General features: G+C 57.2%; 22 protein-coding genes. 10 read left to right on the top strand and 12 right to left on the bottom strand.

Annotated elements, in window-relative coordinates:
- Positions 1-110 precede the first annotated feature (110 nt).
- Both ACFO5Q_RS14325 and ACFO5Q_RS14320 read left to right on the top strand, forming a co-directional pair.
- Positions 111-710, top strand: a complete 600-nt coding sequence (locus tag ACFO5Q_RS14325; protein ID WP_068143789.1) for a cytochrome b family protein — start codon at positions 111-113, stop codon at positions 708-710.
- Between the two features lie 39 nt (positions 711-749).
- A complete protein-coding gene (locus ACFO5Q_RS14320) occupies positions 750-2,780 on the top strand; it encodes a S9 family peptidase (RefSeq protein ID WP_068143787.1) in 2,031 nt (676 codons plus the stop codon).
- Positions 2,781-2,829: 49 nt separating this feature from the next.
- Here ACFO5Q_RS14320 and ACFO5Q_RS14315 read toward each other — a convergent pair whose 3' ends face one another.
- The 3 genes from ACFO5Q_RS14315 to ACFO5Q_RS14305 all read right to left on the bottom strand — a co-directional run bounded on the left by ACFO5Q_RS14315 (position 2,830) and on the right by ACFO5Q_RS14305 (position 6,648).
- A complete protein-coding gene (locus tag ACFO5Q_RS14315) occupies positions 2,830-3,882 on the bottom strand; it encodes a serine hydrolase domain-containing protein (RefSeq protein WP_082719666.1) in 1,053 nt (350 codons plus the stop codon).
- 70 nt (positions 3,883-3,952) lie between these two features.
- Positions 3,953-5,218 (bottom strand): amidohydrolase family protein, encoded by a 1,266-nt coding sequence (locus ACFO5Q_RS14310; protein WP_068143783.1) that lies wholly within the window; start codon positions 5,216-5,218, stop codon positions 3,953-3,955.
- Entirely contained in the window at positions 5,215-6,648 is a 1,434-nt protein-coding gene (locus tag ACFO5Q_RS14305) for an amidohydrolase (RefSeq protein ID WP_197420920.1), read from the bottom strand. The genes ACFO5Q_RS14310 and ACFO5Q_RS14305 overlap by 4 nt, the downstream gene beginning before the upstream one ends.
- A gap of 211 nt (positions 6,649-6,859) precedes the next feature.
- On the opposite strand from ACFO5Q_RS14305, the gene ACFO5Q_RS14300 reads away from it, so the two are divergent.
- The 4 genes from ACFO5Q_RS14300 (at position 6,860) to ACFO5Q_RS14285 (ending at position 10,221) form a co-directional block, all read left to right on the top strand.
- Positions 6,860-7,561, top strand: a complete 702-nt coding sequence (locus ACFO5Q_RS14300) for a hypothetical protein (protein WP_068143781.1) — start codon at positions 6,860-6,862, stop codon at positions 7,559-7,561.
- 91 nt (positions 7,562-7,652) lie between these two features.
- Complete coding sequence (locus ACFO5Q_RS14295; protein ID WP_156431854.1) at positions 7,653-8,396, top strand: hypothetical protein; 744 nt, start codon at positions 7,653-7,655, stop codon at positions 8,394-8,396.
- Positions 8,397-8,510: 114 nt separating this feature from the next.
- Positions 8,511-9,329 (top strand): substrate-binding periplasmic protein, encoded by an 819-nt coding sequence (locus tag ACFO5Q_RS14290; protein WP_068143777.1) that lies wholly within the window; start codon positions 8,511-8,513, stop codon positions 9,327-9,329.
- Positions 9,330-9,405: 76 nt separating this feature from the next.
- Positions 9,406-10,221 carry a substrate-binding periplasmic protein gene (locus tag ACFO5Q_RS14285; RefSeq protein ID WP_068143775.1) on the top strand — a complete coding sequence of 272 codons (816 nt, stop codon included), beginning with the start codon at positions 9,406-9,408 and terminating at the stop codon, positions 10,219-10,221.
- Positions 10,222-10,347: 126 nt separating this feature from the next.
- Here ACFO5Q_RS14285 and ACFO5Q_RS14280 read toward each other — a convergent pair whose 3' ends face one another.
- The 3 genes from ACFO5Q_RS14280 to ACFO5Q_RS14270 all read right to left on the bottom strand — a co-directional run bounded on the left by ACFO5Q_RS14280 (position 10,348) and on the right by ACFO5Q_RS14270 (position 14,814).
- Positions 10,348-11,895: a peptide MFS transporter gene (locus ACFO5Q_RS14280; protein ID WP_068143772.1), complete on the bottom strand. Its 1,548-nt coding sequence runs from the start codon at positions 11,893-11,895 to the stop codon at positions 10,348-10,350.
- A gap of 189 nt (positions 11,896-12,084) precedes the next feature.
- Complete coding sequence (locus ACFO5Q_RS14275; protein WP_068143769.1) at positions 12,085-12,870, bottom strand: type 2 periplasmic-binding domain-containing protein; 786 nt, start codon at positions 12,868-12,870, stop codon at positions 12,085-12,087.
- A gap of 135 nt (positions 12,871-13,005) precedes the next feature.
- Complete coding sequence (locus tag ACFO5Q_RS14270) at positions 13,006-14,814, bottom strand: alpha/beta hydrolase family protein (RefSeq protein WP_197420919.1); 1,809 nt, start codon at positions 14,812-14,814, stop codon at positions 13,006-13,008.
- Positions 14,815-15,069: 255 nt separating this feature from the next.
- Here ACFO5Q_RS14270 and ACFO5Q_RS14265 point away from each other — a divergent pair, with 255 nt between their 5' ends.
- Both ACFO5Q_RS14265 and ACFO5Q_RS14260 read left to right on the top strand, forming a co-directional pair.
- Entirely contained in the window at positions 15,070-15,993 is a 924-nt protein-coding gene (locus ACFO5Q_RS14265) for a fatty acid desaturase family protein (RefSeq protein ID WP_068143766.1), read from the top strand.
- A 111-nt stretch (positions 15,994-16,104) separates the two neighbouring features.
- A complete protein-coding gene (locus tag ACFO5Q_RS14260) occupies positions 16,105-17,349 on the top strand; it encodes a serine hydrolase domain-containing protein (protein WP_068143764.1) in 1,245 nt (414 codons plus the stop codon).
- Between the two features lie 2 nt (positions 17,350-17,351).
- Here ACFO5Q_RS14260 and ACFO5Q_RS14255 read toward each other — a convergent pair whose 3' ends face one another.
- Positions 17,352-18,515 (bottom strand): alpha/beta hydrolase-fold protein, encoded by a 1,164-nt coding sequence (locus ACFO5Q_RS14255; protein WP_068143762.1) that lies wholly within the window; start codon positions 18,513-18,515, stop codon positions 17,352-17,354.
- 150 nt (positions 18,516-18,665) lie between these two features.
- Between ACFO5Q_RS14255 and ACFO5Q_RS14250 the strand changes: the two genes are divergently transcribed.
- Entirely contained in the window at positions 18,666-19,262 is a 597-nt protein-coding gene (locus ACFO5Q_RS14250) for a methyltransferase family protein (RefSeq protein ID WP_068143761.1), read from the top strand.
- 54 nt (positions 19,263-19,316) lie between these two features.
- On the opposite strand, the gene ACFO5Q_RS14245 is transcribed toward ACFO5Q_RS14250, so the two are convergent.
- The 5 genes from ACFO5Q_RS14245 to ACFO5Q_RS14225 form a co-directional block, all read right to left on the bottom strand.
- Positions 19,317-19,580 (bottom strand): hypothetical protein, encoded by a 264-nt coding sequence (locus tag ACFO5Q_RS14245; protein ID WP_068143759.1) that lies wholly within the window; start codon positions 19,578-19,580, stop codon positions 19,317-19,319.
- Between the two features lie 102 nt (positions 19,581-19,682).
- Positions 19,683-20,006 carry a hypothetical protein gene (locus ACFO5Q_RS14240; protein ID WP_068143757.1) on the bottom strand — a complete coding sequence of 108 codons (324 nt, stop codon included), beginning with the start codon at positions 20,004-20,006 and terminating at the stop codon, positions 19,683-19,685.
- A gap of 9 nt (positions 20,007-20,015) precedes the next feature.
- Positions 20,016-21,974: a TonB-dependent receptor gene (locus ACFO5Q_RS14235; RefSeq protein WP_197420918.1), complete on the bottom strand. Its 1,959-nt coding sequence runs from the start codon at positions 21,972-21,974 to the stop codon at positions 20,016-20,018.
- 76 nt (positions 21,975-22,050) lie between these two features.
- Entirely contained in the window at positions 22,051-22,455 is a 405-nt protein-coding gene (locus tag ACFO5Q_RS14230) for a c-type cytochrome (protein WP_082719662.1), read from the bottom strand.
- Positions 22,442-23,719, bottom strand: coding sequence for a PQQ-dependent sugar dehydrogenase (locus tag ACFO5Q_RS14225; RefSeq protein ID WP_068143751.1), 1,278 nt, complete (start codon positions 23,717-23,719; stop codon positions 22,442-22,444). Before ACFO5Q_RS14225 ends, ACFO5Q_RS14230 begins: the two co-directional genes overlap by 14 nt.
- A 105-nt stretch (positions 23,720-23,824) precedes the next feature.
- On the opposite strand from ACFO5Q_RS14225, the gene ACFO5Q_RS14220 reads away from it, so the two are divergent.
- Positions 23,825-24,346 carry a GNAT family N-acetyltransferase gene (locus ACFO5Q_RS14220; RefSeq protein ID WP_156431853.1) on the top strand — a complete coding sequence of 174 codons (522 nt, stop codon included), beginning with the start codon at positions 23,825-23,827 and terminating at the stop codon, positions 24,344-24,346.
- Positions 24,347-24,349 lie beyond the last annotated feature (3 nt).

The following is a 24,349-nucleotide window of genomic DNA, read 5'->3' as shown; positions in this document are numbered from 1 at the left end:
TGTTTGTTTTCTTGGTATCTGGGTCAGACTTTCATTAGGCTGGACGCTCCTGTCAACTCTTTGGACACCGGCACCGAACAGGCGACAATGAAAGGAAGGGGAATTCAGGAATGTTGGCACTCTTTGAAGGCAAAAGGATATTTGTCCCGGTCATACTTCTTCTGGCGGCGTTTATCACAAGCCAAATTTCTGCGGCTGGCGGCTATGTTGCCGCGTTGCCGGACATGATGATCCCAACGGCCCATATGGGCTTCATCTTCTTCTTTTTCGCGTTCACGGCCTCCAGCCTGGCGCGATTAGCACCGGGCACAGGGCCCCGCTTCCTGATGCGAAACCGCCGCTACATCGGCCTGTCATTCGCGCTGATTCACGGCACGCACGGTGTGCTGGTACTGTCGAACCTGGCGCTGACGGACGCCAGCCGCCCCGCTCCTGTGCTATTTGCAGGTGGCCTCGCCTATCTGTTTCTGCTTGCGATGACGCTCACCTCAAACAACGCTGGGGTCAGGGCATTCGGGGCAAAGCATTGGAAACGCCTGCATAAGCAAGGCAGCTACTATATATGGGCTATCTTCATGATCACGTCGACGCCCAAACTGATAATGGAACCAAGCCCGAAGGGCTGGATTCCCATCCTGGGCCTTGTTGCCCTTGGCCTTCGGATCGCCGCCTACAGGCAGGGAAAACGCAAACAGGCGACACAAGAATAATTCAGGCTGGCATTCGCCAGCTGTCAGGGAGACAAAGACATGTTTAAACCCGCACTCTTCTTAGTGGCAGCATTGACAGCCTTCGGACCTGCATGGGCCGAAGAGGCAAATTCCACGCTGTTCAACGCAGAAGACATCTTCAATCTGGAATATGCTACAGGCCCTGCGGTGTCCCCTGACGGGAAGCAGGTAGTCTATGAACGCCGCAGCAACGACATCATGACCGACCGCACGCGCACCAACCTGTGGATCGCGAATGCTGACGGCACAAGCCATATGCCGCTGATGTCGGGGCGCAAGAATTTTTCAAACCCTGTGTGGTCGCCAAGCGGTGACCGCATCGCCTATCTCTCGAACGAAGAAGGCAGCACCCAGCTTTATGTGCTGTGGCTCGCGAGCGGCCGCACGGCGCTTCTGTCCAACCTGCAGGAAAGCCCGCGCGACATCAGCTGGTCGCCTGACGGTAAACAGATCGCCTTCACCATGCGGGTTCCCGCTGACCATAAACCGCTGAAGGTCAAAATGCCGAAGAAGCCGGAGGGCGCCACATGGTCTGATCAGGTGAAATATGTCTCGAAGGCGCGGTACCAGCGCGACGGCCAGGGCATTCTTAAACCGGCCTTCCGACATGTGTTCATCATCCCGGCTGACGGCGGCAGCGCCCGCCAGCTGACAAGCGGCGAATTTAACCACCACGGCCCGCTTGCTTTCACGCCAGACGGCAGCGAGATTATCCTGTCTGCCAACAGGAATGAGGACTGGGAATATCAGCAGCGTGACAGCGACCTGTTCGCTGTGAGCATGGGCGGCACGATCCGCCAGGTCACCAACACGCCCGGCTCAGAGGAAGCGCCGACGGTATCGCCTGACGGCAAGACCATTGCCTTCCTCGCCCGCGACGGTGAAAAACTCGCATACCGCAACCGCGAACTGAAACTGATGCCGCTGACGGGCGGTGAAGCAACAAGCCTGACAGCAGATCTGGACCGGTCAGTTGACAAGGCAATTTGGGACGCGCGCGGGCGTGGCCTTTATTTCATGATGGAAAACCGGGGACTGGCGGAAGTGCACTATACGGACACCCGCGGCAAACGCCGGATGGTGGCGGACGCCTTAGGCGGCACCACGCTTGGCCGCCCCTACACCAGCGGCGACTTTGACATGAAGGCCGGCACCGTGGCCTTCACACGCGGCAGCGGCACGCGGCCTGCAGATATCTTTACCGTGCGTGACGGCAAGACCAGGCAGCTCACAGCCCTGAATGAAGACGCGCTTGGGCACAAGACGCTCGGGCAGACGCACGAAATTACCTACAAGTCGTCCATCGATGGGGAGGAAATCCACGGCTGGTACATCACGCCGCCGGGCTTTGACCCCACAGCCAAGAAATACCCACTGATCCTGGAAATCCACGGTGGCCCTCACCTTTCGTACGGCCCGAATTTCTCGGCAGAGATGCAGCGCTTTGCGGCGGAAGGCTATGTGGTTTTCTATGATAACCACCGGGGCAGCACCAGTTACGGCGAGCGCTTTGCGCTTCTTCTGCAGAACAAATACTCAAGCGAGTTTGATTTCGCCGACCATAACTCAGGCGTCGATGCCATGATCGGCCTTGGCTTCATTGACCCGGACCAACTTTACATCACCGGGGGGTCAGCAGGCGGCATCGCCAGCGCCTATGCCATTGGCCTGACGGACCGTTTCCGCGCGGCGGCGGTTGCCAAGCCTGTGATCAACTGGATATCGAAGGTGCTGACAGCTGACAGCTATCTGGGGCAGATCCCTTACCAGTTCCCCGGTATGCCGTGGGAGCATGTGGAACATTACTGGAAGCGCTCGCCGCTTTCGCTGGTGGGCAATGTGACAACCCCGACGCTTCTGATCACGGGCGAGGCGGACCGCCGCACGCCGATTTCGGAAACCGAGCAGTTCTATCAGGCGCTGAAGCTTCGGCGCGTCGACACGCTGATGGTGCGCGTGCCCGACAGCCCGCACGGCATTGCGGGGCGCCCGTCACGCCTGGTGGCCAAGGTGGAAAACATCCTCGCCTGGTTCGAGAAATATAAATAACAAAAAAGGCCGGGGAAACCCGGCCTTTTTCTGGTCCTTCGGACTGGCATCACTTGCCTGCAGTAATCACTCCAACCATCGCCTCGCGCATGGCTTTGAAGTGCTTCTGGTGCAGCACCGCGCCCGCGATGGCCCGCTTTTCAGCCGGTACATACATCACAAGCGTGCCCCAGAAGCCGGAATGCTCATAAAAGGTCACACCGTCCACTTCATATTCAAAGATGCCCAGCCTGTAGGGGCTGTCTGTCGGCAGGCCGTCATGTGACAGCATCAGGTCAAGCGTGCCTTTGTCCTTGAACACTTTGCCGCCGAACAGGGCGGCAAAGAAGGTGGCCATATCCTGTGTGGTGGAAACCAAGCCCCCACCACCATAATGGTCCAGCGTTGCGCTCCAGTCGTGTGTGTCCATGCCCTGGAAATACTGGTGTGCGCGGCGTGCTTCGGCATCCGGATTTTCTTCCACCAGTTCCCAATAGGTGTTCTTGAGGCCAAGGCTGTCGAGCGCCAGATAGCGCCTGACAGCCGCCGCGAGCGTCAGGCCTGTTTGCTTCTCAATGATATGGCCCAAGAGCACATAGCCCGTATCGGAATAGCTGAATTTCTCGCCCGGTGCACCAAGCGGGTCAAGCCAATCGACAGCCCCCTTTATCTGCTCTTCGCGCGTCCAGTGGTGGCTGGGGTCAGAAAGCAACGTCTCGAAGAAAGGCTTGCCGTGGGTGTGGTCCACCAAGCCGCCGGTGTGGCTCAGCAAGTGCCTAACGGTGATAGTAGACGTGTCATAGCCGTCGGACGTCAACAGGTCATCATACTGCGCGTCAATATAGTGGTTGATCGGCTTGCTGATATCCAGCTTGCCTTCTTCCACCAGCCGAAGCGCCGTCGCCGCCACGAAGGTTTTTGTCACACTCGCGATACGCACAGGCGTGGATTGGTAAAGCTTGTCGCCTGCCTGGTCGGCGGTGCCACCCGCATCATCCAGAATGAAATAGGATACATTCACGCCGTCACCTGCAGCGGCAGAGAAACGCTCCGCCAACTCCCCTGCGCTGGCAGGGCTGAAGGCAACCAAGCCCAAAAGCATCCCGATGATTATTCCTCGCATTCCAGCCTCCTGTTCTTGTCATGAAAAAGCCGGGGCATGACCCCGGCTTTCTGTGTTTCGCAATGTCGGCTTACTTATTGAAAGCCGGAGACCGCGAAAGCTCCTTGTAGCGATCGCGCAGCTTGGTCTGGCGTGACACAAGCGGCACTTCCTCGCCGCGAATGAACACCGCATCCGCGCTGGTCATCACTTCAAGCGGGTCGCCGTCCCAAACCACAACATCAGCGTCCTTGCCAGCTTCCATAGTGCCGTAGCTATCCGCCACACCGAAGATTTCGGCCGGGTTCTTGCTGATGGCGTCAACCGCGGCTTCCCACGGCATGCCCATGGCAACCGCGATGCCTGCGTTCTGGACAACCAAGCGGCTGTTGTGCGTGTCAGGCGCCATAAAGGCCACCTTTACGCCAGCCGCATGCAGACGGCCAGCGGCGGCACTGGTGTTGCCAAGCGTGTCGAAGTCTTCCGGCAGGTTGCGGGATGGGTCCAGCACCACCGGAATACCGGCTGCCGCAAGCTCATCCGCCACCATCCAGGCCTCTGCGCCTGCTGTGATCACCACATTGATGCCGAAACGCTTCTTCAGTTCGATGACATTCAGGATGTCGGCCTTGCGCTCAACTTCGACCAGAAGCGGAACCTCCCCTTTCATGACGCGCTCAAGAGCCATCTTGCCGCTGTCATACTTGGGTTTCTTGTCCTTCTTCTCGTCATCCTTCTTGTCGTCGTCGCCGCTTGGGCGCGCGCCTTCAAGGGTGGTGATGACCGTGTCCCAAAGGGCTGCACGACTGCCACCGTTCGAGCTGGCCGCGCCTTCGTCCATATCGATGGACAGGGCCACATAGTCGGCAACGATCATGTCATCGCCGGCAAGCGCCACAACAGCACTTTGGCCACGCCACATGTCTTTCGAGCCCGAGAAGCCCGTTACCGCGCGGGTCACACCTTCAATGCGGGTAACCGGGATCAGCGTGGATGCCGGGTTGAAGGCATATTTCACCTGAAGGCCCATGCCGTTCGATGAACCAGTTGCCCGGGCATCATTCAGGTTACCGGAAAGCGGCACATCCATCAGGCCCAGGTTGCTGCCGGACACCATGAAGCCAACGGTTACCCATTTGCCTGACGCATCCACCGTACGGTAGCCCGCAGGCACATCACCGCCAGCCGTTACAGACTGGATCTTGCCGTCATGGATCAGCACGGTGGCGTTTTCCACCTTGCCGCTGCCGCCATCGGTGAAGGCCGTACCGCCTGTGATGGCGATATCTTCCGCACTAACACCCGCTGTCATCAGGGCTACCAGGGAGGCGCCCATGAGAGATTTCAAATTCCTCATTTCACGTCTCCTTCACCTGGTTGGCCAAGCTCGAAATCCATCACCGGTTGTCGGGAAGGATCATGGCGGTCGAACACCACGGCACCGTCAACAAATGTCTTGTCGGCTTTGGTGTAAACGCTGAACGGATCACCAGACCACAGAACGATATCGGCGTCCTTGCCCACTTCGATCGTGCCGGTCTCGTCAGCGATGCCCAGTGCTTTCGCCGGATTGAGCGACAGCCACTGCCATGCTTCTTCCTTGGAGATATCAACGCCGGCTTTGCGACCGTCGGCAAGGGCCTTGGCTGCTTCCTGGTTCAGGCGCTGGATGCCGCTGTCACTATCGGAATGGACAATCGCGCAGGCGCCGGCCTTGTGAACGAACGGGATGTTCTCGCGGATGCCGTCATAAGCTTCCATCTTGAAGCCCCACCAATCTGCCCACATGCTGGAGCAGACACCGTCTTCAGCAAGGCGATCAGCGATCTTGTAGCTTTCCACAGCGTGGTGGAAGCTAGAGATCTTATAGTCGAATTCCTTCATCACATCGAGCATGGTGCCCATGTCATCAGCGCGGTAGCAGTGCATGTGAACAAGAATTTCACCGTTCAGAACGCCCGCAAGCGTCTCAAGGTTCAGGTCGCGCTTCGGCGGCAGAACGTCTTTGCCGGCCTTATAGTCGCGCTCATACTTGTCCCAGGCGCGCTGGTAATCCTGCGCTTCTGCCCAGGCTGCGCGGTAACCCGCCACGTTACCCATACGGGTATGCGGACGGAATTCCGGGCTATTCTTGCCTTCGCCGTAAACGCGTTTCGGGTTTTCACCGCACGCCATCTTCATGCCGTATGGGGCACCAGGGAACTTCATGTCCTGCGCCACGCGGCCCGGTACGTTCTTAAGCGTGACCGCCCGGCCACCCACAAGGTTCGCGGAACCCGGCAGCAGCTGCAGCGCCGTAATGCCGCCAGCGGCCGCACGGATATAACCCGGGTCCTGTGGCCAGTTGGAATGCTCTACCCATGCGTCTGCCGTTACCGGCTCACCCACTTCGTTGCCGTCTGAATGCGACCGCACGCCCGGGCTTGGATACACACCAAGGTGGCTGTGCGTGTCGATGATGCCTGGTGTCACCCAGCGGCCAGCGCCGTCAATCACCTCAGCGCCCGCGGGGGCTTCAATGCTTTGGCCCACGGCCTTGATATCGCCGCCTTCCATCAGGATCGAGCCACCGTCAATACGGCCGCCCTTGCCATCAAGGATGGTGACATTGGTGATCAGCGTCGGCTTGCTTGGAAGCGGCGTGTAGCTGGATGGATACGGATCCTTGTTGATCTCGACAAACTCGCCCTGCTCCTCGCCTGGCTGGCATGCGGCAAGCGCAAGCCCCATAGCGGTGATGGCGAGCCCTGATCGCAGCCATGAGGGCCGCGTCATTGCTTTTTTCATACTAATCTCTCCATGTTACTGCCCTGTCCCTTGGCAGCGTGTCGCCGGAGCGTATCAAGCGTGTTAATCCGAGTCATCAAAAAGCATTGCTACTTTCGTTCAGATCGACGAACCGTTCCCTCCGCAGGACGAACCGTTTTGAAATCCCGGCGCTGTTTTAGGCGCTCTGCCTGTGGTAGGTTGCGATTCTTCCGAACTGAGGAATTTTGGCATGCCCGTACGCCTGTATCTGATCTGTTTCTTTCTTGTTCTTGCGCCCACGCGGACATGGGCGCAGCCCGTAGACCTGCCCACGCCCGAGATGCTGTTCGAGCAAGCCGCCAAGGCAATCGGATGGAACAGCGAGGCAAAGGATGTGGGCCGCATTGAAGCCAGCGCCAATGTCACCGTGGAAGGCCGCACCTATGACACAGTGGTCACGAGCGGCATAAGCACACCGGCTGGTGGCGACGCCCGCTTCACCATGATCAGCGAGGACGGCACCGTAACCTACGGCGATACGGACGGCACGATCTGGTTTGAAGGCGAGGACGGCGAGCGCAGGACGCTCACACCCGCCATGGCGGCTTTTGTTCACGGGCATCAGTTCCATCGCCGCGCCCTGTTCCCTGCCTCTGAACTTCAGACCATTGACCGCGAAGTGACGATCGAGGAATTCGCCGACGAACTGGCCTTCACCGTCAGCGGCACCACGCCCGCAGGCGCAAGACTGAAATATTTCTTCAGCCAGCGCAGCAAACGCATGATCGGCTTCCACCTTGTGGTCGAAGAAGAAGCTGGCCCGCACCCGATGGATTTCATCCTCAAGGACTGGCGGACATCCGGCGGAGAGACGCTTTTCTGGCGCATTGATATCAATGACCGTGGCAAGATATACGTCTACCGTTTCAACCGCATCCTGCTGCTGCCCTAAGCCATTAAAGTACCCTTCACACTAAATTCTTGCCTCCGACCCTGACACCCAGTACCGTTCGGGCATTCTGGGAAGCATGCAGGGGGTTCACGTGCCAATTTTCGTTATGCTAGTGCTGCTGCAGCTGGGGTGTGCCTATCATGTGGTGAAAACCGGGCGGGACAAATATTGGATCTGGCTGGTCATTATGGCCCCCGGAATTGGCTGTGCTATTTATCTCATTACTCAGGTATTGCCTGATGCTGGCAACACCCGCGCCGCTGGCAACCTGAAAAAAGGGGCCGTCAAAATCCTGGACCCACAACGGGAGCTGAGGGAAGCACATCATGCCTTCGATATGGTCGAAAGCACCGAAAACCGGTTGCGCCTTGCCGATGCCCTGATGGCGCTGGAAAAGTGGGATGAAGCGGCCCCTCATATCGAGACCTGCCTGCAAGGCGCCCACAAGCACGATCCACACATTCTGATGAGACAGGCGCGGTTGAGTCTGGAACAAGGCCGCCCGGACCAGACAGTGGAGATACTGGACCTGTTGCAGGAAAAGAACCCGGGCTTCAATAGCCAGGAAGGGCATTTGCTATATTCCCGCGGCCTTGCAGAAGCAGGTCAGCTTGAAGCCGCGCTTGGGTCATACGAAAACCTCATCGGGTATGCGACAGGGGAAGAAGCGCGCGTACGATACGGCCTGCTGCTGCAGTATTCGGGTCAGCCCGATGCTGCAATGCATATATTTGACGAAGTTGCCGCGCGCTTGCGGCGGGCTACCGGTCATTACCGAAAAACCCAGAAGAAGTGGGCCGCCATAGCAGAAAATGCCCGGCGACAAAACGGCTAGACAGCACCGTCAAGCACAGGCGAACACCACGAATACGACTGACTGGCCAACATACCAGTATTCACAAATATTTAATTTCCTCAGGGGCACTATGCATCCTGAAAGGACCCGCAATTGCTTTTTCGTGCTGTTATCTGTGCCCTGACCCTTTTCTGGCTGGCCGCGCTTGACCGGCCAGCGAGTGCGGAAGGTTGCGACAGAACGATCACGCTGGGGGCGATCGAATGGCCGCCCTACACCATCTGGGAAGGCGACCAGTTCGCATCCGGCCTGGATATTGAGCTGATGGCCGCGATCTTTGGCAGGGCGGGCTGCAGCCTCCATATTATCCGCATCCCCTTCAAGCGGGCGCTTAGGAATATCGAGCTGGGGGAACTGGACGGCATGCCAACCGTTTCCTTCACCGAAGACAGGGCCATATTTGGCCATTATACTGTCCCGGTGCGAGATGAAGTGATCGGTGCATTCGTGCGCGCCGACATGGTCGATGAAGCAAGGCCGCCATCCTTTGACGCCCTGACAAGCACACCGCTGCGGGTCGGGGTTGTGCTGGGTGGCTGGTACGGCCCGGCTTTCGAGAAGGCCCGCACAGACAATCCGGTGTTCCGCTCACGTATCCAGACATTCGAGGATTTCGAAAATCTTTTCCGGGCCCTTGAAGCAGGGCTTGTTGACGTTGCTGTCAATGACGTCGCCGGTGGCAGGTATGTTGCCGAACGAACGGTTGGCAGCGGCGCCATTCAGTTGCTGCCCTTCGCTGTGCATGTAAACAGCGTTCATATCCTTCTCAGCCGTAAGACACAGACCGAAGCAGATGTCGCCACAATCAACAATGCCATCACCGGGCTAAAAGAGGACGGGACAATAGACCGTATTACGGAACGCTACCTGCCTGTCGCCCTGCTCGAGAAGTTTGCAGGCCAGCAACCATAGCGCCCCAAAAGGCGCATCTTCTTGGCCAAAACCGCGCAAAATATGCTATAGTTTCCCATTACTTCGGGGAAAAGCCATGACCAGACATGCTGCACTGTTCCTTGTTGTGAGTATCCTGACCTCTCTCTCCTTGCCAGCGAGCGCGCAAAACGCGGCCTGCTCCAAGAAGCTGACCATCGCCTTCTTTGACTGGCAGCCCTATCACTACCGCGATGAGAATGGCACCCCCACTGGCCTGGACATAGAGCTCTTGCGTGAAACTTTCGGCGCCGCAGGATGCGCGTTCGAGCTCAAGGTCATGCCCTGGAAGCGAACCCTTCTGGCCATCAAGTTCGGCACCATAGACGGGTCACTGGGAGCGTCGCGCATGGTAGAACGTGAACAATATGCCTGGTTCACCCGGCCTTACCGGCGTGAAACCATGGTGATGTTCATGCGCCTGAAAGACCTTGAGAAAAAGAATGTCATGTCCATCGCCGATGTGGTTTCAGGCAAGAACCGGATCGGCATACTGTTGGGCAGCTGGTACGGCGACGAATTCGCGGCGCTCTACAAGGCGGACCCGAAACTCAGGAAATATATCCTGCAGACACCCGAATATGAGGTTCTGTTCACCTGGCTGGTGAAAGACCGGGTGGACGTGGTGTTCAATGACCTGTTCAACGGCATCCATATCCTGAAGAAGATGAACGCCCTCGACCGGGTGGGCGTGCACCCGGCGCTGCTGAATGACGATTATATCCACTTTATCCTGTCGAAACTGACGGTGCCCCGCACCACGGTGGAGGCCATAGACAAGGCGATCGAGGATTTCCAGAGCACCGAGGACTATACCACCATCCTGCACAAATATGTGCCGCCGGAACAGTTGACCTACATGCCGTTGCAGTGAAGGCGCTAATAGACCCAAAACCTGCCTAAGCCGTTCCGCAGCTCAGTGGGGCCAAGAAATCCACCGCAAGCAACGAAAACGCAAACGGGGCCCGCAGGCCCCGTCCAATATTCATAGTCGCAGCGCTTAGTGAACGCCGTGCATCCACTTGCGCATCAGTGGCGTCAGCACAAACAGAACCACACCAATACCAACGGCCAGCAGGCCAACGGAATGGAAGAGCTCGATTGTTGCGTCAACACTGAGTTCGCCCGAGCTTGTCCCGTGGCCTTCCGCACCTGTCAGGCTGGAAAGGAAGCCCGCCACGAAGTTTGCAAAGGCGGTGAACAGGAACCACATGCCCATCATCATGCCGACGAGACGCGCCACCGAAAGCTTGGTGATCATCGACAGGCCAACCGGGCTGAGGCAAAGCTCTGCCAAGGTCATGAACAGATAGATGACAAACAGCCAGAAGAAGCTTTTGTTTGGGCCATCTGTGAGGCCGAGACCATAGGAGAACAGCAGGTAGCCGACACCCACAAGAAGCATGGCAATGCCAAATTTAGCAGGGGTGGAGGGCTCAAGTCCGCGGTTCGACAGCTTCACCCACATCCAGGCGAAGATTGGCGCGAAGATCACAATGAAGAGCGGGTTCATGGTTTGAACCTGCGCAGCCGTCAGTGAGAAAAGGCCAAGATCACGGTTGAACTGCTGATCTGCAAGCAGCGTCAGGCTGGAGCCCTGCTGCTCGAAAAGCGCCCAAAACACCACCTGGAACACGATCAGGATCGTGGCTACCCAGAGGCGCTCGCGCTCTTCTTTCGTACATTTTGTGAAGCCGTAAGCCAGTACGATCGCAACCATAAGCGCACCGGTGCCGCCCAGAAGGGAGCCCACAAGCGCCTGGTTTTGCACCAGCCACCACATGACACCAACAGCCACAAGACCGCCAATATAGATCAACCATTCGGTGCTGAGGCCTGCGAAAATCGGCTTTTTCAGCTCTTCCGGGTTTGGTGGGTCTGCGCGGCCTTCCAGAAGGTGCTGGCCCTTCCAGAAAACGACAAGGCCCAACAGCATGCCGATACCGGCAAGACCAAAGCCGTAACCCCAGCCGTACGTTTCACCAATGCCTGCAACAATCATGGTTGCCAGAAGCGAACCAAGGTTGATGCCCATATAGAAGATGGTGAAACCGCCGTCGCGGCGAGGATCGTTGGGGCCATAAAGCGCACCCACGATGGTGGAAATGTTTGCCTTCAGGAAGCCAACACCCGTGATGATCAGCGCCAGCGACAGGAAGAAGACGGACACATGCACATCAGAGCGCGTCACATCGCCCGCAGCGTCAATAACTGCCTGTGGCCCTTCAAAGGCCAGCGATATATGCCCTGCCACCAGTAGAATAGCGCCAAAGGTCACCGCTTTACGGCTACCCAGATAGCGGTCGGCCAGATAGCCACCGACCACAGGAAGCATGTAAACCAGACCAGTGTACGCGCCATAAATCAGGCTTGCCTCACCGGCAGGAAACAGAAAGTGCTTCGTCAGAAACAGGATCAGAAGCGCACGCATACCATAGTATGAAAAACGCTCCCACATTTCGGTTAGGAAACAGATAGTTAGGCCAATCGGGTGGCCCAGGAATTCCTTTTCCTGTGACCCTTCGGTCGAGACAACAGTGTCGGACATTTCTACCCCTTTTATATTCTCTTGGACCGCTGCATCATGACGGCGCGGCCACTCCCCATTTTTAGGTCTTTGGCTTTCTCTTGCTGGAAAGCATCGCCTTTACAAACCACAAATCGGGAAAAGCGGGAAGCAAAATCGGCTCAAATAAGCCAATTTTCTATGGTGGTGCATCAGAGAGTGATTGGTTTATCAGTGTGGTAGCTTTGGCAGGAATGCATCCACTACACTCTCGGGCACGCCATGGCCCACTGCTCGGGCTCGCAAACTACCGTCCTCAACCGTTTCGCGGATTCGCTGATTGAACAGGTTAACGAGCGCACTGGCTTTAGGCGATGAACGGCAGGTCATGGCGTTATTATAATCCAGCACTGTAAAACCAGGATCATAAGGCGGTATTTCCACACCAAGTTCCGCAAAGGAAATCAATATTTCCGGCATGCTGCCAAGCATGGCATCCCCCCGACCTTCCAGAAGCACGCGTACCTTTTCGATTTCCGTATCCACGTTCCAGAAGCGGGCCTGGGACATCCTGAAGTTATGGTTATAATTTTCACCCCTGATCTGAATGAGAAGCTTGTCTTTCAACTGGTCCATGCCGCTGAAGACCGGCTCGCCGGGACGTGAGAATAGATAAGTCTTGGACACAAGAACCGGCAGAGACTGGACCATCTGGTCCGGGTCTGTGTGCTTCATGGAGACCATGATCGTCTTTTTGCTGATCGGATAGGCACAATCGACATCGCTATAGAGAAGCAGACGCAACGCCTTGTCGTAACTGACAAATTCAATGTCATAGCGGTCTTCATGGCCCTTCAGCACAAAGCGGAACATATCAACAAACATGCCTGTGCCATCAGCCTGGATGCTGGGCCCCCAAAGCGGCATGATCACTTTCATTGGCCTCGCGTCTTCGGCATGGATAGGCAGGGAAGACAGGAAGCCAAGCGACAGCAACACTGCTGCCACCCGTATCATTCCATCTGCCCTCTTTTTCAGACTTACCACGTAACCATCAACCACACTTGAAACTCGGCCCCACGCCATACAAGACAACTGAACTCATTCTAGCCATCAAGTAGCACAAACAGCAAGCATCACTATTGATTCCCGTCAGGGCGCCCTTGACCCGATGTGAGCATCCAGGAAATTCAGCGTGTTCCTGTAATAGATGCGCTTGTCGGCGGGTCGCTTCAATTGATGCTCTGCCCCTTGCAGTACAATGAAATTATGGTCTTTTTCCAGTCGGGTCAGGACAGTGTGCATCAACTGGCCATGTTCGAAACGCACGTTGGTGTCATGCGTTGCATGCAACAGCAGAACAGGCACTCGCACCAGGTCGGCCCGGTTAAGCGGCGACCGGCGCCGAAGCGCCCATTTCGACAGCCGTCCCTGAATACGCGGGATGGTCAGCATGTGAAAGCGCCCCTCCTTCAGGTGGCGGATCAGAAGCTCAATCGACGTCACGCCATTGAGGCTGACCGCGCAACCGATCAAATCATCGTCCTTGATCGCCGACATGAGCGCAGCATAACCGCCATAGGAACCGCCAACCACACAGATATGGCCCCTTTCCGCAATGTCCTGGTCAATCAGCCACTCCGTCGCCGTTCGCACATCATCCTGCATGTCGTGACCCCATTCGGCATAGCCTGCCCGGCGCCACTTTTCGCCAAACCCGCTGGAGCCGCGGAAATTGGGCTGCAGCACGCTGTATCCATTGGCGGTCAACCAGCTGACAAAAGGGTTGTAGCCTGCCGTCACCCGCTTCACGGGCCCGCCATGTACAAGCACAATTGCGCGGCGGGTGTGCGCGCGGCTAAGAAGGGCATGCATCTGCCCCTTTCCTTTCGGAAGATCAATCCAAACCCCTTCGGTATCGGGCGAGGGCAGCGTGTCATCTGCTGGGTCATAAGGCAGCAGGCTCAGGAGATCGATCTCAGCGTCATAAAGGAAATAGCGTGGCGGCGCGTGCTTAAGGCGGCCCCGGTAAAGCTGGCGCCTGCCATCCACGCTTGCTGTAACCAGGGAGAGGTTCGGAACCTTGGCCCGCTTTGCCATTTCCTGCAGCCTGTCGCGGTGCAGGCTGGCCCACACAATGTCTTCAATCCCGTCTTCCTCAAACGTAGCGCCCACGGCCATGTTGGTTTCCGGGTCCAGTATGGCAGCTATAATGTCAAACCGGTCATGGCCGGCCAGCTTCTTGATAAAATCACCGCTGCGGGCATCCATCCGCCACAGGGCGCGGGTATCGCTTTGGTGCGACGACAGCACAAGCGCCGTTGCGCCACCGGTTTCCACCGCGAGAACCGCAAGCGCATCGTCGTCAAAATAGTCCCGGTCGCGGATCATCTTCCAGCTGCCGTCAGCGCGCGGTGCGAACAAGCGGTGACGGCGACTGACAAACCCCTCGCCCAGGATCGCCTCCCCTTGCGGCGCCGCCCACCAGCGGATCACCGGCTTCCATCCGCCGACGATCTTTTCGCTTTCGCCCGACACTGCATCAACCCGGTACACCGCCGGATAGCCAGGCACGCCGGGATCTTCCCACTGCAGCAGAATTCGGCGCGGGTCTTCCGGCAGCGAGCTCAGGAGCACAGGTGGTAAATCGCCCGGGCGGGGCCCCTCACCGTCGATCAACGGCCTCAGGCGACGAACATGGGCGTCATATAGAACCAGGCCATATTCATTCAGCGACAGCAAAAGCCGCCCGCCGCCAACCCAGGCCAACCAGTCGAGGTCCTCGAAGGCATAGGGCAGCACTTCGGCTTCCTCAACCCCCGCGTCCGCATACCAGACCACCAGTTCCGACTGATCTCCATTGCGGCGCAGCGCAGACAGGAAATGTCCGTCCCGCGACATGGATACCGCCGCCAGCATGGGCGGACGCGACAGATGTTCCAGGAGAGCGGCATCCCCCACGCCGTGCGCCGCACTTAGGGGCGAGGCCAGAATCAGAACGAGCAATGATATCAAACGACTAACATGGTGACGCATGGATGTAGGCTAGCACGCAATGAGGCACTCTCAAATAGGCCATCGGTTCAAACTTCAGGGCTACTGCGCAAGCTGAGCCCCATCACCGTGGCTATTGTTTTTAAGACTCGCGAACCCAGCCTTCATCATGCATAATGATTATCATTAATGAAAGACGACAAGACCGGTCGGGGGACACGCATGTCGACACAGTGGAACAGCATCAAACCGTCGGATATTCTGACGAAAGAGGAATCGCACCGGCTTCGGCAGCGGTCGGATCTTATGGGCTTCTGGCTGCTCTTTCACTGCTGGGGGCTGATTGTCGGCAGCACTGCGCTCTATGCCCTGTTCCCGAACCCCGCCACCCTGGTGTTGTGCCTGATCATTGTCGGCAGCCGCCAGCTTGGGCTGGCGATCCTGATGCATGAAGGCAGCCACGGCATGCTGTTCAAGACGCGCTGGCTGAATGAACAGCTTTCGCAGGCGCTGGCCGCCTGGCCTATGATCCTGAGCATGAACACCTACCGGAAGCGGCACATGGCGCACCACCGCTTCACCCGTACGGACGCCGACCCGGAAAACTATCTCTATACCCCCTTCCCAGTGTCAAAAAGCAGCATGGCGCGCAAGATCTTGCGCGACCTCACAGGTATCGTTTTCCTGCGAACACAAGTGGGCATCTTCCGCTATGTATGGGGTGAGAAAAAAGGCCGCTGGGAACGCCTGCGCGCCTTCTATACAGGGCCGATCGCCTTCTATGCGCTCACGATCACCGGCTTTGCGCTGGCGGGCAGGATGGACCTGTTCCTCCTGTGCTGGCTGTTGCCGCTCATGACCACACAGCAGCTTTTCCTGCGGGTGCGCAATATTGCAGAACACGCCACCATGGAAGACCTTGAAAACCCGTTGAAGAACAGCCGCACCACCCTTGCAAATCCCCTGGAGCGGCTAACATTCGCGCCCTATTTCGTCAATTACCATATCGAGCACCACATGCTGCCGTTTGTGCCATGCTGGCGGCTTCGGGAGGTGCATGACCTGATGCTCAAGCGTGGCTTCGGGGATGAGATGGAAATCCGCACCGGCTACTGGGACATCATCAAGCTGAATGCCTCTGCCTGACCGGAACAGTCCTGAAGCGCCTAAATTTTTTTGAGTGGGGCTTTCTCCCCACTTCCGCTATAACTGATAAAAATATCAGTATTGGTGTATTTGGGGTCCTGGGGAGGGATTATGTCCGTATTCAAAAAACGCGGTTTCTGGGCCGTGGTTATCATCATTCTTGTGCCGCTTGGCTATTATGCGGTCAATATGGGCCAGGCCTTCTACCGCATGGCCAGTTTCTATGACGTGGAGCACCTGACGGAAAATTACCGTAACACCAAGGAATTTTTCAACACCACCACCGTGCATGCGAGCGGCACGCCTTCAGCCTTTGACTATGACCTGAAGCCTATCACCGACAGCTATATTTATGACGGCGAAGAACGGTCGATCAAGGACCTGATGGTCGAGACCGGCACCACAGGCCTTCTGGTGGCGAAGGACGGCACGATCCTGTTTGAAGAATATTACCAGGGGCAAAAGGCGGATGACCGGCACATCCAGTTTTCCGTGACCAAAAGCTTCATCTCCGCGCTTTTCGGCATTGCGATGCACGACGGCCTGATCGACGATCTGGACGATCCGGTCACCAAGTATCTGCCTGAGTTCAAGGGCACGGGGTATGACGGCGTGACGCTCAGGCATGTGCTCACCATGTCCACCGGCATTCGCTTCACCGAGGATTACGGCGACCTGACATCAGACGTTAACCGGATGTCCATGACCATCGGCACCGGTGGCAGCCTCGACGAATTCGCAACCAGCCTGCCGCGCGACCGTGAACCCGGCACCTATAACGACTATGTCAGCGTCAACACCCATGTGCTTGGCATGATCCTGAAGCGCGTGACGGGGCAAACCATCACCCAGCTTCTTGAGGAAAAAATCTGGCAGCCCCTTGGCATGGAGCAGGACGCCTATTTCCTGATCGACGGGCACGGCATGGAAGTGGCCATGGGCGGCCTGCAGGCGAGCCTGCGTGACATGGCGCGGATGGGGCGGCTGTACCTCAATGAAGGCCGTTGGGGTGATGAACAGATCGTGCCAGTCGAATGGGTCAAGGCGTCCGTAACACCGGAAGCACCGCATCTTATGCCCGGCGCCGACAACCCGGGCTCGGAAACGCCGTTTGGCTATGGATATCAGTGGTGGATACCAACAAACCCACACGGCGACTTTTTCGCAGCGGGCATCTATCACCAGTTCATCTATGTGGACCCGACGACAGGCATCGTGATTGCGAAAACCAGCGCCAACAAAGGCTTCAACGACCCGGCGAACAAAGCGCAGAAAGATATGATCGTCACTGCGTTCCAGGCCATCTCTGCAGACCTCGCCGCGCGGGAAACGGCTGCTGGCATGCAGTCAGAGTGAGCTTACTGTAGTTTGGCTTGCACGTCCTTCAGGCGCTGCGCCGCATAGGAATTGTCCGCTTCCAGCGCCAAGGCCTTTTCAAAGGCTTTGGCCGCTTGCTCAGTCTCCCCGATGCCTGCGTAATAATCTCCCATACCGCTCCATACCCAGCTGGACTTAGGGAAGTTTTCCACATTCATCTGGAAGAGCTGACGCGCTTTTTCCGGCCACTGGTAATAATTCAACGCATTGTAGGCGACAGTATTAGTGAAGGCCTGGTCTGGCAGGAACTCCACGCCCAATTTGCCTGAATAGCCAGCGTAATGCTTCGCCAGAAGCATCGGGTCCTTTGCTGCGTCCTCAATGGGTGGTGGAGTGTAGCCGTCAAATATGGCGCGCAGGCCATAAACATAGCTTTCAAGCTGAACGGACTGGTGAGTTTCCTTTTCAAACAGCTGGCTGGTCGCCCGAAAGCCGCTTGGAGCCCGCGCTTCAATATTGGCCAGCATCTCCCGCAACGCGGCAATATGTTTGCCGTCGTCATGCGGCACATATGACAGATACAAGGCCAATTTAGGCGCCCCGACCTCTTCCATGGTTTGGGACAGTTTCAGCAGATATCCGCTCTGCATGGTAACCGGCGGATCGATCATCAGATAGGCGTTGAAGCTGTTGGCTCCGCTCATCAAGTCATGAAGCCCCAAAGCCGCGCCTGCTGAGTGGCCAACCAGAACCCGGTAAGGCTTCACATTGTAGGCCTTCTCAATAAGGGGGAACACCTCTTGCCGCAGCACCTGCAGATAGCGTTCTCCACCGCCAGCTGCCGCCATCCATGGCTGGTGATGACCCTCATCATCCGTGTCATCCGACGATGCAAAATAATCCCTGTACCGATCGTTGCTTGGCAGACTCACAACGATGGCGCCAGGCATCAAGGACCCCATCATGTTCTGGGCGCGCGCAACAGCTGTAACGGCCTGGAACTGCAGCTCCCAGCCGTCAAGTACATAGATCACCGGATAAGATTGATCAGGCGTATATCCAACCGGAAGCGCAACGCCATAGGACTGGTCTTCATCCAGAATTTCTGAATGAAACGTGTAGCTTTTCCCGATGGTTATATCTTCGGCGCACACGGGCGCAATGGCCGCGCAAACCACCAGCAAAAATGCAGCGAACTGTTTCATGATCCCCCCTGGCTCCGTGGTGTCGCAACATTAAAGCAAAAGTGTAACTTGAACAACCTGGCATATTTGGCAAATAAGGGCTTGAGCTTATAGTTGCTTCAACCTTTATGCTTGGCATGAATAAGGGATTTCCCATAGCGGAGACATATCATGCCAAGCATAACCACCATCAACTTATATGGCCCACCGGCCCTGATCGGACTGGCCCTTTTATGGGGCTTCGCGCGCATCCTGCACCTGCGCCAGCGTGAGGGGGTCAGTGTACTGGCGTTTCTGGGGCGCAAGCGTAACCCGGTTGAGGCCAGTGCCGGCATCATAGGCATTGTGCTGAACCTCTATCTGTTCGCCCGCCCCTTCTGGCCGGCACTGGATGACATACTGATGGTGCAGCCCTTCGCCTATGCCCATTGGGGCGTGGCGGTGATGGCCATAGGCATCCTGATCGCCGTGATCAGCCAGATGGACATGGGGCACAGCTGGCGCATCGGCCTGCCGCCAGACGCGGAAGAAGGCATGGACCTTGTCACCGGTGGGCTGTACCAGTTTTCCCGCAACCCGATTTATGTTGGCATCATGCTGTTCCTAATCGGTGCTGTTGTTGTCGCGCCAGGGCTGTTTACCATGACCTGCCTTGCGTTGACCTGGGTTTTCGTAAGCCTGATTATCAGGCAGGAAGAAGCATTTCTCTCTGACAAGTTTGGTGACGCCTTTGAAGCCTACAAGGCGCGGGTGCGCCGCTGGCTGTAGCCAACAAAAAAGCCGGGCAATGCCCGGCTTTCAAACGCTTCGCCATAGCGCCAATTATTCTTCAACAACCGGCATCGGTGCACCATTTGTGCGGCAGCCATAGACCATGCCTTTGCCTTCGTCCTTCATGTTGATAACAAACGTGCTGGTGCCTTCAGGGCAGGAGAAGCGGTCACGGTCGCCGTTTGGCAGGGTTACTGTCACGCTGTCGTGGCCGCGGTCATAGCTGCGTGGATGGTCATCGCCGTCGATAGTGATGGCACAAGCCCCCAGCGTCAGGCAGGCGGCGGACATAATAATAGCGTTGATTGCTTTCATGGGTTTATTCCTCAAGCTGTCGTTGTCGTATATTTGCGGGCTCGTTGGCCAGCTTTTCTTTATGATTTTTGTAGTAGCAGAAAAATACCGGAAAGCAAGCAGTCAGTGCTTGGGTAGGTAGGCCGACAGTGTCTTTTCCATAAACTGCGGGAAGGATAGTCCGCCTTCCACGTCACCATTAAGGTGGATGGAAAGGTCTGAGCGGATTGATGCAATGGCCTGCACCATGGCACCGCGCACCTCAGCTGACAGGCCGCTGCCAATCAGCACCATGTCGATGGGATGCTCACGCAGCATCGTGCGCACATGCTTTTCATTGTTGGCGATATAAAGCTGGGCGTTATAGCCTTTCGCCAGCTGGATCACATAGGGCGGCAGCTTGTCGCCTTTGCGGCACAAGAGAAGATGAAAAACCGGCACTGCCACAATGTCCCCCTAAAAGCTGGCTTCAAGACCGATACGCCAGAAGCGGCGCTGAGCCAGAGTCTCAAGCCCATCAGCAGTTACCGCCGACACCACCTTGGCGTCAAACAGATTTTCCATCTGGGCCGTCAGGGTGAAACTGCCTGAAATGTCATATCGGGCTCCGGCATTCACTGTGAAGATGGCATCCAGGCGGCGGGTATTGAGGTCATCATCATACTGTCCACCGGCATAGCGGCCCTCAATATTCATATCCCAACCATCGCCAGAATATGCCGCCCGCACTGTGGCGGTATGGCGTGGTGTCTGCACAGGGTGCTTACCAATAAGTTCCGGCATGGCGTCAAATTTGGTGATGCGCGCGCGGGCATACAGATAGCTGGCGGAGAGCGTCCAGTGGGTTTCAAGCTCCAACATTGCATCCAGCTCAATGCCGTCGGTGATGCTTTCATCCACGTTTGCCCGCTGCCTCAGGACACCGCCATCCGGCACAAAGCCGCCCAGCGGAAAAAAGCCCGGGCCGAAGCCGATGGTGACATTGCCCACGCCATCCTTCAGCCAGTTGCGGTAATAGGTGGCAGACAGCTTCACTGTATTCAGCGGTTCATAGTCAAAGCCGATTTCCGCGCCATAGAGCGTTTCAGGCGTCAAGTTCGGGTTGGCTTCGGTAATGTCATTCACCACCCGGAACGGGCGGTAATATTCATTCAGCGTCGGAAGCCGCCAGGTCTTGTAGGCCGCCGCGCGCATATCGATCGCACCGGTGAGTGCGCGTTCATACCCCACACGGCCCGTCCATCCGCCGCCCTTGCGGTTGGGCACAAGGTCTGACCGGTCTGGCGAAGCGAAGCCGGGGAAGCCGTCCTCGATGTTATATTCGTCCCGCACGCCACTGTAGGTGCGCCAGCGGTCATACCTGAGCGTGGCGGAGAGAGCCCCCCAATCCGCCTCATGACTGTATTCACCGTAAAACCCGAGCGTCCACTGGTCACCGCCCGCCCGGCGCTGGCGGGTGAAGCCCGCACCCAGGTTGCGGAAGCGTTCGTTGGTTTCCCCGCTCATGCGGCGGCCATCCATACCGAACTCAACCCCATCAAACTGCACGCGCGCCAGCACCCCCGCCCCCCACGCAGGCACGTCGAACTGGTCCAGCACCGCGCGTTCGGTCGTCCGGTCATCGCGGGCCGAAGCGAAAACATTGGCAAAATCGCGTGTTCGGTAATAGGTGATCAGCTCCCAATCAAAAGCATCCGCATAGCCCGTCACGGTCAACGAAGCGTCCAACGCCTCCGTTTCATTGACAGCAAGACTAAGGCCATTCACCCGGTCTTCCTTGAAATACCGAACATGCCCTACAACATAGGCATCTTCAAACTCATAGCCGCCATTGATACCGATATAGGCGGTTTCTGAGGCGGCACGCACGTCCACAGACCCGCGCTGATTTTCGGCTAGAAGATAATCGCCATTCGTATCGAAATAGCCGCCGGAAAGCGCCAGCGAGCCTCCTTTAAATTCCTTCACATAGCGAACACCGATATTCTTGCTATCGTCACTGCCAAGCCATCCGCGAGCACCGTCATAGGCATCCCTAAGCGTTGTGCTACGCAAATCAACCTGCCCCGCCAGGGCCTGCGCGCCGAAAGCGCCGGGCGAACCGCCCTTGCGTACAACGGCATCACCAACATCCAGGGAATTGAGAGACGACCAATAGATCCAGCCACCGAACGGATCATTCAGCGGCACACCATCCAGCGTGACCAAAACACGCCCCGCCCCATTCGCACCAACGCCGCGCATGGAAAGCCCCTGTGTTGTCGGATGCGCCGTGCGGCTGTCAGCCCGTCGGAACAGGCCAACACCCGGGACGGTTCCCAAGACCTTGTCCAGCCTGTCTACCGAAGACTTCCTGACCTCCAGTATAGTTTCGGAGCTACCGGAAGCGGCACCCTCCAAGCGCCTTTGCGACACCAATATCTCATGGAAGAGCCATATCTCTTCGCATTGTTCCGGGTTTTGAACACAATACTCGTTCTCGGCTTCCGGGTCAGTTTGCTGGTCGGCGGTCGCGGACATCGTCAGAAGTGACGAGGCCGCCATTATTGTCAAAGTGCGTGCGTACATAAGTGGCAATCAGGGCAATATCTTTGTCTGAAAGATGCGCGAAAGCCGGCATCTCGTTCGAATAATCTTCGTCCGTCGGCTTCATGGCGGCGCTGCCGAACAGGATCATGTCAATCACGCCGCCAACCGGGCCATTGGCGCGCGGCTTGTCGATAAGTTCGGGCTGCAGCATAGGCACGCCGCCACCGTCGAACTGGTGACAGGAAGCACAGTGCTCTTCATAGAGCGCCTTGCCCTTCACTTCGCGCACATCAACCGGCGCGTCTTCCGCCATGGCGGTGCTGGAAACCAGCACTGCCGCGACCATTCCAAGATTAATTGCTTTCATACGTCACCCGATAAATGCGTCCGCCCGACATCAGGCTGGAAATATAAATAGCGCCGTCCGGCCCTTCCGCAAGGCCCGTAGGCCGGTGCTTGGCATCGCGGGGGCTTTTTACCACTTCCATGCCGGGGAAGCCGTCCGCGAAGGTAACCCAGTCACCTGCCAATTCGCCTTGCCCGTCCATCGGCACGAATACAACGCGGTAGCCAGCCTGCGGCAAAGGCGCCCGGTTCCAACTACCGTGGAAAGCGATCAACGCCCCATTCTTATAGCCCATCGGCAACTTGTCACCCTTGACAAAAATCATGTCATTCGGCGCCCAGTGCCCCGGGAAGGCGATCATCGGCATCTGGCCGCGGTCAGTCGTCATTTTGCCGTCGCCACCATATTCCGGCATCAACACCCGGCCATCGTTGCTGGGGTCCACATAACCGTATGGCCAGCCCATATCCGCGCCTTCACCCACACGGTGGAACTCCTCCGCCGGCAGGTTGGCACTGGCTTCGGCGTCATAAAGATCGGGGAAGAAGCTCTGCAGCTGGTCGCGGCCATGCTGCGCCAGATAAAGGCTGTCAGCCGCGCTGTTCCAATCCAGCGCCATGGCGTTCCGGACCCCGGTGGCATAGCGCATACCGTCTGCCTGGCTCTGCCCCGCCTTCGAAAGATCAAAACGCCAGATACCGCCAAATTCCTCAAGGATCGGGCATGGGTCCATGCCGGGCGAGCCCTTGGTGCGCATCTTTTCCATGCAGGCGTTCGATGGCGCACCGATGTTCACATAAATGTGCCCGGCACCATCGAAGGTGAAAGGCTTGGCTGCGTGCTGGCTGCGGTCTTCCATGCCGCTCACAACCACTTCTGCTTCACCCACGGGTGCGCCATCAGTCGGCACATCCCAGCGCAGGATCGAGGTGTTGGTGCCATAGTAAAGCTTGCCGCCCTCAATACCCATGCCGGTGCCAGTTAAACCCTGTGCAAAATATTTGCGCTCGTCCGCCTTGCCGTCACCGTCCGTGTCCTTCAGCGCCACCGCGCCAAACCCGTCCTGCGGTCGCATCAAGGCCACATACAGCCAACCACTTTCGGACACGGCCATATGGCGGGCAAAGCCCACGCCGTCTGCAAATACAGTGCTTTTGAAGCCCGCAGGAACGCGAATGCCAGTTGCCTCATCCACCTTCGCAGACGGGTTCACGCCTACCACCTCGGCTGCGGCGGGCATTGCAAGCGCTGCGGTCATGGCAGCAACAGCGATAATCTTTTTCATCTTTTTCCTCCGGGCTTGATTGCCAGTAGCTATAGCGCATGGGTATGATGTTGAAAACAAACAAGAAGGTGATCATGCCTTCTTACGTCTTTTCAGGAAGCTCGGATGAAGATCGAACAGATAGCCAACCTGACAGATTACCTGCCCGCCTTTGTCGACATGCTGGTCCGCACTGTGGGCGAAGGGGCCTCCATCGGGTTTCACGCGCCGCTTGAGCCGGAAGAAGCTGAAGCCTATTGGCATGATGTCAATGCCGCACTGAAATCCGGCCAGGTCTGGATGCTGATTGCCCATGTCGGTGACAAGGTGATCGGATCCGTTCAGCTGGCGCCCTGCATGAAAGCCAACGGCCGCCACAGGGCGGAAGTTCAGAAACTGATGGTCCATCCGGATGCCCGCGGCATCGGCGTGGGGCGCAACCTTATGATCGCGCTGGAGCGGCTCGCCCTGGAGAAAGGCCGCACCCTTTTGATGCTGGATACAGCCACCGGCGATATTGCAGAAGGCCTCTATTCCCGCATGGGTTATACGTGCGTTGGTACAGTGCCCCATTACACCATTGAAGCCGATGACAGTTTCGGCGACACGACCATATTCTACAAACATCTGGACCCTACCGGCGGCTAATCC

The organism is Kordiimonas lipolytica (genome assembly GCF_042651265.1).
In the GTDB taxonomy this organism is placed as follows: Bacteria; Pseudomonadota; Alphaproteobacteria; order Sphingomonadales; family Kordiimonadaceae; genus Kordiimonas; species Kordiimonas lipolytica.
Note: the sequence above shows the minus strand (reverse complement) of the source record. Positions and strands in the feature narration are given on the sequence as shown.